The following is a 17,163-nucleotide window of genomic DNA, read 5'->3' as shown; positions in this document are numbered from 1 at the left end:
CCGGCCGGAAGTTCCGGCCGGCGTTCGCAATTACTGTGCAACTGGCTGATTTTCATCCGGTTGCTCTGTGGTTTCAGGCTGAACTTCCGGCAACATTTCCGGTATCACGTCCTGAGTCAGCTGTTCACAGATGATCCAGTCTTTTTCATCAACCCAGTTTTGCGCGCCATTTTTGACGGTGCGGATTGGCACAATATAGCGGCAGCTGGTTTGTGGTTTCACCGAAGCAAAAATTGGCACAAAACCAAAATTCAGCGCCGTTTCAATCAGTGCCTGCTGGTTGTGCGGGTCGATATCGGCCGCTTCGTCGATATAAATCGGGATGCGGTATTTGCCACGTTCGCGCTCGGCCAGTAGCTGACGAATAAACAACATGCCACACAGCAGTTTGATGGTGATCCGCGTACCGTTGGAGCCTGCCGAATCGATTTTGTCGAAAAATTCCACTTCGCCGGCGCGGTTCACTACTTTAAAGCGAATATCAAATAAATCCGACAGCGTCAGACCGCCTTTTTCGCTGGCGGCCTGAATGAGATAGTCCTTCGCTGAATTGATGTCGCGTTCAGCACTGGTCACGCCTGGCGCTAATAAGTCCAGCGTATCACCTTGCTGATAGGCATCAGACGTGGTCAGGATGGTATCGATATGGCCGACCAGGATTTTACGGTCGACAATTTCAATTTTAAAATCCTGCAGGTTGGAGATCTGATGACGCCAGATGCCACGGTTAAAGCTGTTCAATTCACGGTGCAGCCGGTCTAAATCTGAGCGCAGACCTTTTAGCGTACTGGCGACTTCAGTTAACGCCACCCGGGCGCGCCGCTCAATGGCTTCACGTTCTTTATCCAAATGGTGGAAGGCACTGATCAGCTTCTGATACTTGGCTTCTTCATCGGTTTCGGCTTCAAACTTGCTGATGCCGGCATTAAAAATAAACAGATAGGTATTTTTAATGTTGATTTCCAGCAGCTTCAGTTCCTGACAGTGTTTGTTGTAGCTGCGCAGTTCGTCGGCCAGATTGTCGTATTCCAGATTAATTTCAATCGGATAGGGCGTGACGCGGCCAGAATAGAAATCGAGCTGGAAATCAATCCGGTCTTTTTTCTCGTGTTCAATGCGCTCGAGCTGGCGTTTCAGCTGGTCTTGTTTGTTGGTGATGAGGTTCCGCCGGTCCGACAGGCTGCTGGCTTTTTGCTGCACCTGCGCCAGCTGCTCGTGCACAATCTCTTCTTCCTGCGTAAGTTGTTCGGATAACAGCTGCTGCTCGTCCAGTAACTGCGCCATTTCGCTGTAACGGGCGAAGCGCTTTAGGTCTTCCTCCGCCTGCAGCATATCCTGATACAAACGCTCTTTTTCCCTGCTTTTCCCAGCAAAATCGACAGCAACTTCAGCCTGTTGATCGAGTGTGGCTAATGTGAGCTGCAGCGCTTCGATTTGTTCTTTCAGCGCGACTTTGCCTTCACTGCCGGCCATATCCGGTGCTGTTAAATGGCTTAAATCGATAGTGGCGCCAGCCAGATGCAGTTTGCCGCCTTTAAAGGCGTCGGCGATTTGGCCGAGTTGCTCAGCAAAAGCGTCATCGTCGCTAATCACCACATCGCCACCACTGGCGGTCGACAGTGACAACAAATCCGGGTTCAGCAGTTTAGTCAGCTGCTGCACTTCGCCTAACGACAAATCTTCGCGCAGCCGCGAATACAGGTTGTATTCGAGGTTTTTCAGCTGCAGTTTCAGGCTTTTTAACTGTTTCTGCGTCTGCGCCTGCTGATGCGCCAGTGTCGCCGGATTTAAATTCGCCGCACCCTGCAGGCTGTGGCTCAGACTCTCGTATTGGGCACGGATATTAGCGAGGTTTGACTGCAGCGTTGGCAGGTTGGTCAGGCCAAAACGCTGGGCGAGGGCATCATGTTCGTCAAACCAGCTTTTCAGGCCCAACTGTTTACTCGACAGCTCTTTAATCTGGCCGACATATAAGCGCTGTTTGTCTTCCAGCTGATGTTTTTCCTGCGCCAGCGCTTCGAGCTGCTCGCCAAGCTCCTGCTGCTGTTCGTCCAGATAACTCTGAAACTCAATCAGCGCTTTATCCAGCTTCGGTGCATAAGCAGCGAGGCGGCCTTTTAATACAGCGCGGTTATCAATCAGGTTTTCCAGGGCTTCAACGGCCTGCTGCTGATTTTCCAGCGCTTTGAGTTCACGCCGGTCGCGATTCACTTTTTCAAAAGCGTTGTGCCAGACCGTGTAAAAATCGACTTTTGGGTCACTTAAATGACGGGCAAACACCGGTAATAACAGCCGTTTCACGTCCTGCGCAGTCAGGCGGTGCAGGTTCAGAATACGACGGAAAATATCTTTGTACACCGGCGCGTCGCTGACGTTGGTCAGCGGGATCATCCGCAGATTGATTTTGCTGTCGTACGGCGTGGCACCGCCGGTCAGCATCGCGTTGAGTTCCGATGGTTTTAACTCCAACGGTTCAAAGCCTAAATTGCGTAAATGGTGGTCCAGCTTGTTGTAGCGGATGATGCTGTTTTCACTGACGTAATGCGTGAGGTCTAACTTGCCGCGATAACAAAAATACTGGAATTGATAGCCGGCGATTTTGCCAAGACCGGCCACACCAATCACCACCGGGCCTTCCGGTAGATTGGCTTCAAGCAGGATATAACTCTGATCAGTACCGAAATAGAATTTACGCGTTTCATCAAGATCATGGCCGTCCCATTCGGTCAGGCGTAAATCGTTAATGAGTGGAAATTGCAGAGCGTTAATCACCGAGCTTTTACCGGTGTTATTCGGTGCGCAAATCGACGCTGCGTCATCCAGTGGAATGACACACTTGGCGTAGCCGGCGGTGTTCAGCAGCGCGAGTTTGGTTAAGCCATAAAGTTCAGACATCGGTATGGCCCTCATCCGCCTGTAAAGAATCTACTGCGACTAAAGCATCGAGAAAACGATACAAAGGTGGCAGCAGTTTAAAATTATCGCCCTGGGTTTTGGCAAATCCATACCGCAGCATGCGGTTACCGACTTCGCGTTTTAAATCGGTCGCAGAGTAAATTTCCAGCTGCTCAAACAAGTGGTATTGCTGCTGCAGAATGCTGGATAAAATCTCGTGATTGATTTCGGTTTCGAATAGCGCGCGCAGCGGGTCCTGGCCCTGATCGGCAAAAAACTCAACGAGCGCGTAGGTGGTCAGCGCAAACAGTCGGGAGATTTTGCCCATATTGACGGTGGCGTCGTCGACATCAAAATAAAAGAAACCACGGCTGTCACGTTTCAGCTGATTGCCAAGCGCGCCAAATAACGCACTGTAGGCATCTTCATTACCGTCCAGTTCAGTCCAGAGCGCGAAATCCTGCTCGCTGATGTGGTAGCCGGTGGTCAGGCGTTTGTGAATGTCTGCCAGATTGGGCAGTTTTTCGAGATCGATGTGCATGGGTTATGTCCTGTCGGCCGGGCGGGTGACAAAAGGATGCAGACGCAGGCGGAAGCCATTGACTTCCATTTCGCTGACGCTGTCCTGATGTTCCAGTTTTAGCGCCGGGGCGCGACTTAATTCCTGATACAAAAATAATAATTCGTCGACCGGCAACTGCGGATAACTGCGCGCCAGCCATTGCGATAAGTCAGTATTGGTCTTTTGTGTGCGGGCCGATTTCAATACATCTTGCAGATCCGGTACACGGATATTGGCGCCGGGCTGGCTGTCAACCGAGTCGGGCAGCTGATAGTTATCATCCTGATAATCCACCAGTTCTGCCATGTAGCTGGTAATTTGGTTGGCACTGCCAAGGCTGAACTTTTGGTGGTCCGAACTGAATTTCGGTACCAGCTGTTCCATGGTCGGTTCAAAGCCCTGTTTACGTAAGGTCGCGAGCACCAGGCTGGCGTTACGAGAAATCAGCGTGTTTTTGCGCAGTTCTTCCCTAAGCGGCATCAACACGTCGGTGCTGCGCGTCAGCGATTCGCGGCCAATCTGGTTCATATCCAGCAAACGGGTGCGCAGCTGCACTAAAGGTTCTTTGTCACCGGACATAAAACCGGTGTCTTCGATAAACTGCACTAAATCCGACAGGCAATGTTCCAGCGTTTCGATGCTGGTCTGGAATGGCCCATTGATATCAATCATCTGCAGCACAGGTTCGATATACTCGTCAAAAGCTTCCATTACCGCAGCGTAACGGCGCGCCAGCGACAGATTGCTGTCGTCGGCTTTGGCTTTGTCGACCAGATGTAAAATGGCGCTTTCGTTTTTACGGAAGTGTTTGACCACCTCGCGCACCCGTTCATCCATCAACCGGACAAAACGGCGCATCTCATGCACATCTTTTTGCCGCACTGCAGTATCGAGGCGGGCACGTAGGCGATCTAATTCATCAATGCGGCTTTGAATATCGCCAACAGTACCGAGATTGTGTTCCTGCGTCAGAAACTGAATAAATTCCAGCACCGAACGGTTCAACTCGAGCTGACTGGATTTAGCCTGTGGGATTAAAATTTCCTGCGCGAGCAGTTTTTGTGCTTCACGAAATACCTGCTCGCTGGAAAGTTGCGGGAAATAACGGCTGAACAGCGCCTGTACGTCCTGAAAACTAAAACTGTACAGCTGGCTGCGGTTGGCCAGTGCTTCGAGTACCGGCCAGTCGTCGTCCAGGCACTTCAGTATTTTTTTGGCTGATAACATGTGGGGATAGTTTTCATCCGGTGATTATTTGATTCATTGGAGTTATACGACCAATTTCCAGTAGAGCACGACGAACCGCGGTGCTAGAATGCCGCCCCGACAATATTTCATAATTTATTAATAATTGCGGGTGATCATTTATGCTAACGGGTATTTTACTGGGCTTGGTCGCACTTGCCTTTGTGCTGATCGTTATAGAGGATATTATCCACGTAAACAAGGCAAAAACGACACTTTTTTTCGGTACTCTTTGCTGGATTTTATTGTTTATTTTTGCAGAAGGTGATGCCTCCCGCGAGCATGTTCAGCATCAGCTGGAACACAATTTGTTAGAAATCGCCACCTTGTGGCTATTTTTAATGTCAACTATGACTTTTGTCGCCTATTTAAACAGCAAAGGTTTTATCGCCCAAATCGTACAACGTGCGCTGCCGTCGCAGCTGTCCGAGCGAAAACTGATGTTTATCGTCGCTAGTTTTGCTTTTGTGTTTTCGTCTTTTGCCGACAACGTCACGGCCACGCTGGTATCCATCGCGGTGATCTCCAGTGTAAAGCTGGAAGCGGCGAAAAAAATCCGCTACGGCACATTAATTATTTTCGCGGTCAACAGTGGTGGAGTGTCGCTGATCACCGGTGATGTGACGACGCTGATGTTCTTCCTGGCGGATAAAGTGACGATCGCCAATTTGCTGCTGTTAGTCGTGCCGGCATTTTTCTCTGTGGCTGTGCTGGCGCTGTTTTTGTCGCGTGGACTGGATCAACAGCTGGTCGTAGAGAAAAGCAAAAAGCCGATCGCCAAAACCGATATTACGGTGGCAGGCATTTTTGTCCTGACCATCACCGGCACTTTGCTGCTAAACGTGTTGTACGCCATTCCGCCGGTATTAACCTTTTTATTTGGCCTCGCCGTGATGTTCCTGATCGCACAGTTCCTGATGCGCAATAAAGCTGCGCAAAGCGTGATTAACTACGTGCGGGAAGTTGAATTTGAGACGCTGTTGTTTTTCTTAGGTGTGCTGTTGTTGGTTGGTGTATTAAAAGAAGTGAATTTCCTGAAGAATTTCACTGATTTATATGCCATGTTGCCACCGCTGCAGGCCAATTATCTGATGGGCTTGTCGTCAGCTTTGATTGATAACGTACCGCTGACCGCTGCATTGCTCAAAGCAGATTTGGTGATGACGCCGGGTGAATGGTTGCTGCTGACTTATGCGACTGGTGTCGGTGGCTCTTTGCTGATTATCGGTTCTGCTGCAGGCATTATTGCCATGAGCAAATTAAAGGAACTGACCTTTGGTACTTATCTGAAAATGGGTGGTTACCTGTTGTTCTGTTACAGCTTAGGTTATGCCGGTGTGTATCTGTTTGGCCAGTTTGCCAGCTGATAACTTTTGACTCAGAAAACGGCGCTGTGGCGCCGTTTTTTTTTTGCTATCTGCCGCAAAGACTGCAGCAGACCATGAGCTGTCTCAGTGCTACCCAGGGAAACTTAGCTTTTCCTGTAATTTTATTACAGACGTCTAAAAGGCTGTTGCCTTTTTAGCGCAACCAAGGTAAGGTAGCGGCGTCAATCATTCTGATAGACCAGAAGAGGAGCGTTCACCAGGTAATTCAGTTCAGGTGGCTATACACCGCAGACTGAAGGAGGGGGATGAACGCCGAGGAAAACCTGTCATAGCAGCTGGTTTTTCGGTTGTCAGGGCTGAATCCCTGCGACTGTCACCTGAAACTTCGGTGGAGAGCTTCTGGCCTTTGTTGTGTCTGCAAGTAGACAACAACACCGCGCTCTGGCGTCCGGGGTTTGTTGTATCTGATTGTTGCTCTGCAAATGCCATGCTCTGCTTATTTTGTTTATAAGGAGAGACACCTTGTCTAATCAATTCATCGTCGCCAAATTTGGCGGAACCTCAGTTGCTGATTTCACGGCCATGTCGCGTTGCGCGGATATTGTGCTCGCCGATCCAGCCATTCGACTAGTCGTCGTCAGCGCCAGCTCCGGCGTGACCAACTTGCTTGTTGCCATCACCAAAGAAGACATTATCGAAGGGCGTTTTGCTCATTACGCCGGTATTGAGCGCATTACTTATGCCGTGCTGGAAAAACTGCAGCAACAAGCTGCAGTAGGCGCTGCCATTGAACAGCTGCTGCTTGAACTGAAAACTCTGATCGGCCGCACAGTGGCGTTCACGGATGCTGAAAAAGACCTGGTGCAATCTTTTGGCGAACGGTTAAGTTCGGTGTTGTTTGCACAGGTGCTGGCTGAGCGCGGTGCGGCGGTCAGCAGTTTTGATGTGCGCCAGGTGCTGCGGACGGATTCGCGTTTTGGCAAAGGCGAGCCACAAATCGAACAGGTTGCGGCGCTCACTGCACGGTATCTGACACCGTTGCTGCAGTCCCAAATTATCGTGACTCAGGGTTTTATCGGTGCGGATAGTGCCAATCAGACCACCACACTTGGTCGTGGCGGTTCTGATTACAGCGCGGCTATTCTGGGCGAAGCCATCGGCGCCAAAGTAGTACAAATCTGGACTGACGTAGTCGGTATCTTCACCACAGACCCACGCCTGACGCCGGATGCCCGCTGTATTCCGGAAATCAGCTTTGACGAAGCGGCCGAGATGGCCACTTTTGGTGCCAAAGTGCTGCACCCGGCCACGCTTATCCCGGCGATGCGGCAGAATATTCCGGTGTTTGTTGGTTCCAGCCGCGAGCCGGAAGCTGGCGGTACCTGGATCTCAAAACAAGTTGATGCACGGCCGTCGTACCGAGCTATTGCGCTTAGGAAAAACCAGACGCTCATCACAGTGAAAAGCCCGGCAATGTTACACGCCGCTGGCTTTTTAACCCGGGTTTTTGCCATTTTAAGCCAACATCAGATTTCGGTGGATTTAGTCACTACTTCAGAAATCAGCGTCGCTTTAACGCTCGACGATGCGCCGGGCAGTGCTTTTGGTACTGCGATTGAACCAGCTCTGGCGGCTTTACGAGAATTCTCCGAAGTCACAGTCGAGCAGGGCCTGAGTCTTGTTGCTGTCATCGGTAATCACCTGCACAGCACCCGTGGTATCACCGGATCTTTATTCCAGGCGCTGGAACAAATCAATATGCGGTTGATTTGCCACGGTGCCAGCCGGCACAATCTTTGTTTCCTGGTGCAGGATGGCGAAGCGCCAGGAGTTGTGAAGGAATTGCATCAGGCGCTGTTTCAGGCGGCTTAAAAAAACGTGCAGCAAAAAGCCAGCATGAATGCTGGCTTTTTATTATCTTTCAAACGGCTGGCAGCGACGCTCACTTTTAGGTAGAAGGCTGCCGGGGTGTTTCAGGTTGCCATGACAGGCATTAAACAAACAACTGTTTGATCTCGTTGAATGACGCTACAAACTCAGGCGCACGGTAGAATTCATTTGATGGGATCAATCCGAGTTCGACATAAGGTGTCAGCAATTCCGCAGTTTCTCCAGCGGCATGATAGCGGCCTTGTTTAATTGCGGCGATACGGATGAAATCGACATAAGACGGGTGTTTCGGTTGATAATCAGCGTGATCCCAATGTTCAGCTACTTCAATCAGCTCGTCCGGGAAACCCCATGAGCGCAGAATGGTGGAGCCTATCGGGCCGGCAATTGATGCCGTAGCTTGTTTGACAAATTCTTCATTGCCAAACACATCCAGCTGTTTTTCAGCTTCAGTTAAAACCGGCAAGGCTCCAATGTTGTGCACCAGACCTGCCAGAGTCATGGTATCGAAATTGACTGCAGTATATTTGTAGTTAGCATTGTATTGCTGCATCGTGGCCAGCGCGAAAGCAGTCAGATCCAGTGTTTCAGCCCAGACTTGATCCATGAACTTTTTAATCATCGGACTTTTCGACACAAACAATTGTTCCATCGCCATCGCTGTCACCACGTTTTTGATGTAACGCAGGCCGATGCGGGTCGTTGCCTGTTGCAGTGTATTTACATGAACGCCACGGCCAACAAACGCACTGTTGGCTATTTTCATGATGCGGGCTGAAAGGGCCGGATCATGGGAAATCATCTCAGCCATTTTGCTTAAATTGACGTTTGGATCTTCCGCCAGTTTACGGATTTTCAACGCAATTTCAGGCAAACTTGGTAAAACCAGCGTATCGGTGCGGACTTTTTCAATCAGAATAGTTAATAAGGCATTTTGAACTGTCATAAATAAGAACCTTGTAACGAATGTACACAGAAGATGTGGGACGCGAATAAGATGATTATTGACTAACTCAACGCGCTTTCACAGCCGGAAAATGAAAAAAATAAAAAATAATTAAACTTCTCTGAATTAAAAACAGCTGCCAGATCATCTGCTTAGACAGGCTTTGTCTGCGCGGCTTATCTTGGCAAACGTCAAAACTTATCAAGTAGCCGGCGATGATACTGGTTAGCATCCAGTGTCAGGCCACAAGCGCGGATTTTATGTTCCAGCTGAATAAGTTCCAGTTCCAGTTCTTGTAAATTCAGTAGGTTATCATCGAGTTGCCACAGTTGCTTTGAACCTTGCAGGTTATATAACATCACCAGCATTGCATCGGGGTCCTGCGCTTCAACGGCTTTTTTCAGCACCGCCAGTTTTCGGTTGATGAGATTGAGTTCCTGCTTTAAATCCCAGACATAGGCCACTTCATAAAAATATTGCGTGCCCTTCAGACGGTGCAGACACCAGGCCGCGATGGCTCCTCCAGTGCAGACACCCAGCAAATTCAAATAGAAATTTTGGCCCTGTGCTGCGCCGAACCAATAGACCAATGCAGCGGAAATGCCCACACCTAAGGCTGAAAACACAGCTACAGCACAGACAATCACTATATTGAGGTGACTTCTGTAGGTATTTTTGTCGATATCAACCAGTTGCATTGCGCTCACGAATTCCTGTTCATTAAAAGCCTGCCCATTCAGTCAATTGTTCCTGCTTATACAATTGCCGCCAGCTCGGTCTGGAGCGGACCAAATCTGCCAGTCGCTGCAACGCCGGCCATGCCAGCGCCGTTTTCGGCATATTGCGCGACCAGCGCATATACATGGTCAACATTAAATCGGCAGCACTGAAAGTATCACCCAGCAGATAAGGGCCGCGCTGGCTCAACTGGTCATCAAGCTGCTGCCACACCGCCGAGATATTTTGTTGTAACTGCTGGCGCAACTCAGCCGGATATTGCTCGATACCAAGGTCAGCCGGATAAAACCACAAGCGAAATTGCGGAGCCAGATTATTGGTTAAAAACATAATATGTTGTAAAAACAAGCCGCGGTCACTACTTCCTGGGAGAGGCGCCAGTTGCTGATGTTTCTCTGTCAGATAAAGCAAAATGGCTGCAGATTCATACAAAGTCACTGCGCCGTCGACTAAGACCGGCACCCGGCCTTGTTGATTCAATCGCAGAAACTCAGCTGATTTTTGTTGATTGGTGGCAAAGTCGAGCAGGATAAGTTCAACCGGTTGGTTGAGCTCAATAAGTAACTGATGGATGACCATACTGGCAGTGCCAGGCGCGTAAAACAGTTTATACATGGTCAAGGCTTCCATAGCAGTCGATGAGTCTATTCTTGCCGAAGCCAATCTTAATGTAAAGCCGCTGATAAGATTTTAAATCAGCAATTATAAGTAATTGAATTTAAATAATTATGATCTGATTTTAGTTGAATTTATTAATTTCGAATAATTTGTCACGAATTTTCCAGAATCGACCGTCTTTTTGTGCGATCACCACGGCCGGTGGCTGTAAGCGGTGTAACAGGGCATCCAGTTGCGGCACTGTGTTTGCTTTAAAGGGCCTGTGACGGTCAGCGATAAAGGGAGGCAGCACCTGAGCGCACAGTCGTTGGATCTGGCTGCGACTGTTGATACGAAAAAATTCCTGTAAATGCTGACCTTCAGCATCCAGATACCGCAGTCGCAGCCTTGGCTGGCCTTGAGCATCGGATTCGGTTTCTGCTTCAAGCCGGTTCGGATATAAAATCAGCGCATCTTTGAGCTTCAGCGCATCCTGCAGTTTTTTGTCCGGATCGACCAATACCAGGCCACAGGCGCTGCAACTGCGTGCGGCGATATCATGTTCAGTGCCACATTCCGGGCAGAAGCGGGCTTTAAATCGAAAACCGCAGGGCACTGGCTGTTTTTGCTCGTCCAGACGCATGCCCTGACATTGCCGGCCATAGTGTTCCAGCACCAGCCCGTCCGGGTTTTGTTTACCCCAGAACTGATTCGGATACTGGCATAGTGGGCAAGGCACTGTCACTTGTACTGATTGGCTGTCCGGCGGCGGTGGTCCAGGGTCATTGCTGTATAAATCGTATAAATTACCTGCGTAATCCAGCACCAGGCAATCAGTTTTGCCCGGGGATAGACGCAGACCACGACCAACAATTTGCTGGTATAGGCTTAAAGACTCGGTAGGCCGTAAAATTGCGATGAGGTCAACATGTGGCGCATCAAAACCAGTGGTTAGCACTGCGACATTGACCAGATACTTCAGCTGCTGTTGCTTGAATCGCTCCAGCAAGGCTGCACGCTCAGTCGACGGCGTGGCTGAAAGAATCAATGCACTTTCAGCGGGCGGTAATAATGCTAGGATCTCCCGGGCATGCGCGCTGGTCGCGGCAAAAATCATCACGCCACGGCGGTTTTGGGCGTATTGCTGCACTTGCGCGATGATTTGCGGCGTCACTCTTTTGTAGTGATTAATCACCTGATTGAGTTCTGCCTCGCGAAAATGGCCGTTGTTGGCAGGTTTCAGGCCGGTAAAATCGTAGCTCAGCACCGCGCAGTCGAGCCGGTTTGGCGGTGTCAGATACTGGCGCTGCAGCAGGACCCGAATGGACAGTTCAAAAATGCACCAGCGGAAAAAGCAGTCTGCATCACCGCGCACGGTGCCCTGATAATGAAACTGATAAATAAAACCTTGCCCAAGCCGGTAAGGTGTAGCGGTGAGTCCGAGCACTTTTAAACCGGCATTTTGTAGTTGCAGGTGGCTAATCACAGTGCGGTAACTGCTATCTGCTGAGAGCGGCACACGATGACATTCGTCGATAATCAGTAAACTGAACTCATCACAAAAATCAGCGAGATTGCGGCTGACGGATTGTACTGAGGCGAAAATCACCTGCTGGCTGGTTTGTTTCAGGCCAAGTCCGGCCGCATAGATGCCACCCTCAAGACCATAACTTTGGTATTTCTGCTGATTTTGGCTGACCAGTTCTTTGACATGGGTCAGTACCAGCACCCGGCCACGCGCGAGCCGCGCCAGTTCTGCAATGACCAGACTTTTTCCTGCGCCGGTCGGTAGTACCAACACGGCCGGGTCGGACAGCCGGCGGAAATACTGCAGTACGGCAGTCACGGCCTGCTGCTGATAGTCGCGAAGCTGAAAGCGTAACGCCGGGCGGAGAGTTTTCCCAGCAGGCGCGACCGGCACAGACGTCGTCTGTGCGGGCCCGGCTGTTTCTGACATGGCTGCAGCGCGGGCTGCGCTGTTGTTCTGATCGGTCACAAATTAATTCAGGCCTTTGTGGCTGAACGCAATGGCTTTGTCGGCAACAAATCCGGCTTTAATACCTTTTTGCTCGTCACCCCAGACACAACTGCGGGTTCCAATGACTTCTTCACAGCTGTTGGCGTCACCGATAATGGCGGTCACTTCCTGATAACTCATGCCGACTTTGAGCTGGTTATAATTTTCCATCGACAATTTGCCGCAGGCGGCTAATAACAATAGCGCGGCTAACGGAATTAATTTCTTCATGGACTGACTCCTTCGCCTGCAGCAGGCGTAGCGGGTGGGGTAAAACGGCGGATTTGCAAAATCAGACCAAAACGCGGATGGTCGAGATAATGAATTTCGCCGAGTAATAAACGCACACTATCTTTGACATAAAAAGTGTTCAGACGCTCAATGTTATTGGCATCTGTGACCAGCTGTCGCAGATTAAATTCAGTATCTGCAAACAGCATACGCTCATTGTATGGCTGAATGATGCCGTCTAACTGCCAGACCTGCTGCGGCAAACCGTGCACGGCCAGTGCCTGCTCGTCGCGGCTGAGCTGCTGTGCCTGCTGCAATTGTTGATAGGTTTGCTCAATGGCGGCTTGCAGATTCGGCGTCGCCGCAAGGATATCGCTTTGTTCGGTCTTCAACAGTCCCTGATAGTTAAATTTCGGGCTGAAACGCTGGCCGGCAAAAAAACGCAGGCTGGTACTGCGGCGTTTCACGCCCAGCGACTGACGCCAGGCGGTATGTAATAACAATTTATGGCCTGCTCTGTGGCCAAGTTGCCAGGCCAGGTCTTTGAGCTGAAATGTGGTGTCGTCCAGCAGATAAGGCGTTGCCTGGTGCTGCTGCGGTACATTTGGTTGCGGTACAGTTGGCTGCGGTATCACCGGTAAAAGGCTAGGGCCGTCGACCTGACTGTCCTCATCTGTAGCCAATAGATGTGGGCCTTTGACGGTGACAACTTGTGGCTGGTTGCGGCGGCAGCTGAGCGGCCATTGCAGCAAGGGTTCGGCCGGGAATACACCAACGTATTGTTGTAGCTGTTGCTCAGCCAATTGAATTTCATCAAACCAGGGCTGCGGCTCCAAACCGGCCAAACGGTCTTCTGCCGCCAGCAAGCTTTCGCTTTTTTCCTGACAAGCAGGCAAAGCGCTTTGCAGTGCGCGGATATCCGGCTGATACAGAGGCTTCAGTAAATCCAGGCTGCGATGCACCGGGATAGCGACGACGCGTTGCTCAAATTTTTCCAGGGTGCTGCTTAATGTTCCGCGTTCAAAGGCTATCAGCTCAATCTCAAACCAAGGATCACTGTTAGCCTGACTGAGGCTGGTTTGTGCCTGTGCAGAGATTGCTGCACAAAAACCAAGGCCAGCCAAAGTAAAACTGACAACAAGGCGACTTAACAAAGTTCTGTTCATGGTCCACTTCACTGACTGTTGGCCTGAAAATCGGCCAGCATCGTTTTTAATAAGGCCAGCCGCTCAGTGCTGCCCGGGGTTTCAATATTAAAGCGCAGCTTCTGGCCGCCTTCGAGTTTATAAATGCGCGACTGCGTCTGAATGAGCCGGATAATATAAGCCGGTGCCACTTTGGTACGCTCAGCAAATTCAACTAAGCCGCCTTTGGCATTCATCTCAATGCGCCGGATACCAAGCTGCTGCGCGACCTGCCGCGCCTGGGTCAGCGCGACCAGATGTTTGGCAGCGTCCGGTAACAGGCCAAAACGGTCAATCAGTTCAACTTGAATTTCATCCAGTTCCTGCGCATCTTTGCAACTGGCGAGGCGTTTGTAAAAGGATAAGCGCAGGCTGACGTCCGGAATAAACTTATCGGGTAGCAGCGCCGGAATTTTTAAATCCAGTTCGGTTTGCTGGCTCAGCATCATGTCGAGACTCGGCTCACGGCCTTCTTTGAGCGCCTGCACGGCTTCTTCCAGCATTTCCATATATAGCGTAAAACCAACCGATTCAATCTGACCGCTTTGGTCATCGCCGAGCAGTTCGCCGGCACCGCGGATCTCTAAATCGTGACTGGCAAGAGCAAAACCAGCCCCCAAATCTTCCAGACTTGAAATGGCTTCGAGGCGTTTTTGCGCGTCCACCGTTAACCGTTTCGGTGGTGGCGTCAGCAAATAGGCATAGGCCTGATGGTGTGAACGGCCGACGCGGCCACGCAGCTGGTGCAGCTGAGCCAGACCAAAATTATCAGCACGGTTGATAATGATGGTGTTCGCGGTCGGCACGTCAATACCGGTTTCAATGATGGTGGAACACAATAGCAGGTTAAAGCGCTGATGGTAAAAATCGGCCATCACCCGTTCCAGTTCGCGCTCCGGCATCTGGCCATGGGCAATGCCAATGATGGCTTCCGGCACCAGGGTTTGTAAGTCCGTAGCGGTTTTTTCAATACTGGCGACGTCGTTGTGCAGAAAATACACCTGACCGCCGCGCAGAATTTCCCTGAGCACCGCTTCGCGCACCAGACCGTTTTCATATTCACGGACAAAGGTTTTGACCGCGAGCCGCCGCGCTGGTGGTGTGGCGATGATGGATAAATCCCGCATGCCGGATAACGACATATTCAGCGTGCGCGGAATAGGGGTGGCGGTTAAGGTCAGAATGTCGATATTGGCGCGCAGTGCTTTGATTTTCTCTTTCTGCCGCACACCAAACCGGTGTTCTTCGTCGACGATTAAAAGCCCGAGTTCACGGAATTTAATATCGTCCTGCAGCAATTTATGCGTGCCAATCAGGATATCGACTTTACCGGCTTCGGCGTCGGCCAGAATGGCTTTTTGCTCTTTGGCACTGATAAAGCGTGATAACACTTCCACCCGTACTGGCCAGTTGGCGAAACGGTCGCGGAAATTTTCAAAATGTTGCTGCGCAAGCAGCGTGGTAGGCACCAGAATGGCGACCTGATGGCCGTCGTCGACCGCTACAAAGGCAGCGCGCATCGCGACTTCTGTTTTACCGAAGCCGACATCGCCACAGACCAGCCGGTCCATCGCACGAGGTGCCTGCATGTCGCTGAGCACTGCATTAATCGCATCGAGCTGGTCGGCGGTTTCTTCAAAGGGGAAACCATCGGCAAAACGAGAATAAGACTCGGCATTAATCTTAAAGCCATAGCCTTTTTGACTGGCGCGCAGCGCATAGACATCGAGCAATTCGGCCGCAACATCGCGGACTTTTTCTGCGGCTTTGCGCCGTGCTTTGTCCCAGGCGTCGTGACCGAGTTTGTGCAGCGGTGCATGTTCTGGCTCAGTGCCGGAATAACGGCTTAATAGATGCAGCGCCGACACCGGCACATACAGTTTGCTGCCGCCGGCATATTCGATAGTGACAAACTCCGCGACAATGCCGGCCGCTTCTAATACCTGTAAACCCAGATAACGCCCAACGCCATGCTGCAAATGCACAATCGGCTGACCAATAGATAACTCGGCCAGGCTGCGGATAATGGTTTCGCTGGAGATTTGCTGGCTGTGTTTACGCCGCCGGCGTTGACTGACTTTCTGGCCAAACAGTTCGTTTTCGCTGATGAGCGCCAGCGGCGCCGGTAAGCGCAACTCGACGCCTTGTTCCAGTGCGCCGACTGTGATGGCGACATCGGCGTCGCTGTGAAGCACCGCATGTAAATCCGGCAGTTGCGTTAACCGGATGCCGCTTTTGTTGAGTAGTTGCAGCAGGCTTTCGCGCCGGCCTTCGGATTCCACTAAAAAGACCGCACGGCCTTGTTGTTGTTTGATAGTGCCGAGATATTGTCTGAGCGCGCCCAGCGGCTCAGCCAGTTGATGATTGACGGTTAAATCCGGTAATTCAGTTGCTGGCGCATTGCTGCTGCCGGCTTTGACCGGCAACTCGGCGCGCGACAAACGGATGCGGCTATAGGCTTTTTGCAGGCCAAATAGCTCATCGACACTGAAATACAGCTCTTTTGGCTGCAGGATCGGCCGTAACAGGTCAATAGATCTGTCCTGATAGCGGTTTTGTACATCTTGCCAGAAGCGCTGCGCGCTGGCTTCCAAATCACCAAAAGCCAGAATGCGGGTGGCCGGGGGCAGATAAGAGAATAACGAGCCGGTATTTTCAGCAAACAGCGGCAGATAATATTCGATACCCGCGGGCAGCGCGCCACTGCTGACCTGCTGATACAGCGATTCTTTTTCATTGCGTTGCTGAAAACGTTCGCGGTAGCGGCTGCGAAAACGTTCGATGGCGGTTTTATCCAGCGGAAACTCATGCGCCGGTAATAGCTCGATGTGCTCCACTTGCGCCACAGTGCGTTGATTGTCCGGGTCAAAAGTGCGCAGACCGTCAATTTCATCGTCAAAAAAATCAATGCGATATGGCAGGGCGCTCCCCATCGGGTATAAGTCGAGCAAGGAACCACGCACTGAAAATTCGCCGTGTTGCATTACTTGTTCGACGGCGCGATAACCGGCCTGCACCAGCTGTGTGCGCAGGCTGCTTAAGTCCAGGCGCTGGCCTTTTTTCAGTAATAAACTTTGTTGCTGTAAATGATCAGGCGCGGTTAAGCGCAGCATCAGCGTACTGACTGGCACCAGTACCAGGCCATGACTGACGGTTGGCAATTGATACAAAGTGCGCAGGCGCTGCGAAATAATATCCTGATGCGGCGAAAACTGGTCGTACGGCAGGGTTTCCCAGTCGGGGAAGCTATGGACAGGAACCGACTGGCCTGATTTAGAGGCGGTAAAAAACACCGCCAGTTCCTGTTCCAGCCGCAGTGCCGTTGGTGTGTCCGGTACAATCAGCAGATACAACGCCGGTTGCTGTTGCACCAGTTCGCTGATCGCCATTGGCAATGCTGCACCGGTCAAATTGCCCCAGTGTAATAAATCGGTCGGTTGTTTAATTTGTGGCAGCGTTAACAAAGCCATCGGTGCAGGTTTCCGTGTCAAACATCTAAACTAGCGCCAGCGGTTGGGCTGGCAAATCAC

General features: G+C 51.0%; 12 protein-coding genes and 1 riboswitch. Of the genes, 2 read left to right on the top strand and 10 right to left on the bottom strand.

Going from position 1 to position 17,163, the window contains the following annotated elements; translation table 11 throughout:
* Nucleotides 1-30 precede the first annotated feature (30 nt).
* The 3 genes from Q399_RS0117380 to Q399_RS0117370 are packed head-to-tail and all read right to left on the bottom strand — an operon-like array spanning nucleotide 31 to nucleotide 4,684.
* Entirely contained in the window at nucleotides 31-2,895 is a 2,865-nt protein-coding gene (locus tag Q399_RS0117380; RefSeq protein ID WP_051686145.1) for a coiled-coil domain-containing protein, read from the bottom strand.
* Nucleotides 2,888-3,436 carry a condensin complex protein MksE gene (locus tag Q399_RS0117375; RefSeq protein ID WP_031570744.1) on the bottom strand — a complete coding sequence of 183 codons (549 nt, stop codon included), beginning with the start codon at nucleotides 3,434-3,436 and terminating at the stop codon, nucleotides 2,888-2,890. The genes Q399_RS0117380 and Q399_RS0117375 overlap by 8 nt, the downstream gene beginning before the upstream one ends.
* A 3-nt stretch (nucleotides 3,437-3,439) precedes the next feature.
* The gene (locus Q399_RS0117370) at nucleotides 3,440-4,684 is read right to left on the bottom strand and encodes a hypothetical protein (protein ID WP_031570743.1); all 1,245 of its coding nucleotides are present in this window, start codon (nucleotides 4,682-4,684) and stop codon (nucleotides 3,440-3,442) included.
* A gap of 140 nt (nucleotides 4,685-4,824) precedes the next feature.
* Between Q399_RS0117370 and nhaD the strand changes: the two genes are divergently transcribed.
* Nucleotides 4,825-6,069, top strand: a complete 1,245-nt coding sequence (gene nhaD, locus Q399_RS0117365) for a sodium:proton antiporter NhaD (protein ID WP_031570742.1) — start codon at nucleotides 4,825-4,827, stop codon at nucleotides 6,067-6,069.
* Nucleotides 6,070-6,264: 195 nt separating this feature from the next.
* Nucleotides 6,265-6,437: riboswitch (Lysine riboswitch) on the top strand.
* A 115-nt stretch (nucleotides 6,438-6,552) separates the two neighbouring features.
* On the top strand, nucleotides 6,553-7,902 hold the full coding sequence (gene lysC, locus Q399_RS0117360) for a lysine-sensitive aspartokinase 3 (RefSeq protein WP_031570741.1): 1,350 nt from the start codon (nucleotides 6,553-6,555) through the stop codon (nucleotides 7,900-7,902).
* A gap of 121 nt (nucleotides 7,903-8,023) precedes the next feature.
* Here lysC and Q399_RS0117355 read toward each other — a convergent pair whose 3' ends face one another.
* The 7 genes from Q399_RS0117355 to mfd all read right to left on the bottom strand — a co-directional run bounded on the left by Q399_RS0117355 (nucleotide 8,024) and on the right by mfd (nucleotide 17,103).
* Complete coding sequence (locus tag Q399_RS0117355; RefSeq protein ID WP_031570740.1) at nucleotides 8,024-8,866, bottom strand: HDOD domain-containing protein; 843 nt, start codon at nucleotides 8,864-8,866, stop codon at nucleotides 8,024-8,026.
* 191 nt (nucleotides 8,867-9,057) lie between these two features.
* Nucleotides 9,058-9,564, bottom strand: a complete 507-nt coding sequence (locus Q399_RS0117345) for a DUF3087 family protein (protein WP_031570739.1) — start codon at nucleotides 9,562-9,564, stop codon at nucleotides 9,058-9,060.
* 22 nt (nucleotides 9,565-9,586) lie between these two features.
* Nucleotides 9,587-10,219: a glutathione S-transferase family protein gene (locus Q399_RS0117340; RefSeq protein ID WP_031570737.1), complete on the bottom strand. Its 633-nt coding sequence runs from the start codon at nucleotides 10,217-10,219 to the stop codon at nucleotides 9,587-9,589.
* Between the two features lie 124 nt (nucleotides 10,220-10,343).
* Nucleotides 10,344-12,197, bottom strand: a complete 1,854-nt coding sequence (gene radD / locus Q399_RS0117335) for a DNA repair helicase RadD (RefSeq protein WP_245612920.1) — start codon at nucleotides 12,195-12,197, stop codon at nucleotides 10,344-10,346.
* Between the two features lie 3 nt (nucleotides 12,198-12,200).
* Nucleotides 12,201-12,449, bottom strand: a complete 249-nt coding sequence (locus tag Q399_RS0117330) for a lipoprotein (protein ID WP_031570734.1) — start codon at nucleotides 12,447-12,449, stop codon at nucleotides 12,201-12,203.
* Nucleotides 12,446-13,615, bottom strand: coding sequence for a CsiV family protein (locus Q399_RS0117325; RefSeq protein WP_031570732.1), 1,170 nt, complete (start codon nucleotides 13,613-13,615; stop codon nucleotides 12,446-12,448). The genes Q399_RS0117330 and Q399_RS0117325 overlap by 4 nt, the downstream gene beginning before the upstream one ends.
* An 8-nt stretch (nucleotides 13,616-13,623) precedes the next feature.
* Entirely contained in the window at nucleotides 13,624-17,103 is a 3,480-nt protein-coding gene (gene mfd / locus Q399_RS0117320; protein WP_031570730.1) for a transcription-repair coupling factor, read from the bottom strand.
* Nucleotides 17,104-17,163 lie beyond the last annotated feature (60 nt).

It is taken from the genome of Rheinheimera texasensis DSM 17496 (assembly GCF_000711985.1).
Lineage (GTDB): Bacteria > Pseudomonadota > Gammaproteobacteria > Enterobacterales > Alteromonadaceae > Pararheinheimera > Pararheinheimera texasensis.
This window is presented reverse-complemented; position numbering and strand designations above follow the sequence as displayed.